Below are 224 nucleotides of genomic sequence, written 5' to 3'. Positions count from 1 at the left end.
GAAGTTTGGCGGATTAATACTGGCAGACCTAACATGAGAGAGGCAGGCTTAAGGTTAAATAAAGGCGAAAAAAGGCAGTAGCTTGATGCCTGAATCTTTGAGAGAAAGGGGTAGACTGACAAAGAATTTTAGCTTCGGATTGGCCGGTCTCAAAGTATCTCTAAGGGGAAAAGCAGAACCGCCATTACCAGTTCTACTAATAATGGCGGTTGTAACAATTCCTT

The sequence above is a fragment of the Pararcticibacter amylolyticus genome (assembly GCF_003130405.1).
Taxonomy (GTDB): Bacteria; Bacteroidota; Bacteroidia; order Sphingobacteriales; family Sphingobacteriaceae; genus Arcticibacter; species Arcticibacter amylolyticus.
The sequence above is the reverse complement of the archived record's forward strand: the minus strand, read 5'-3'. Positions refer to the sequence as shown.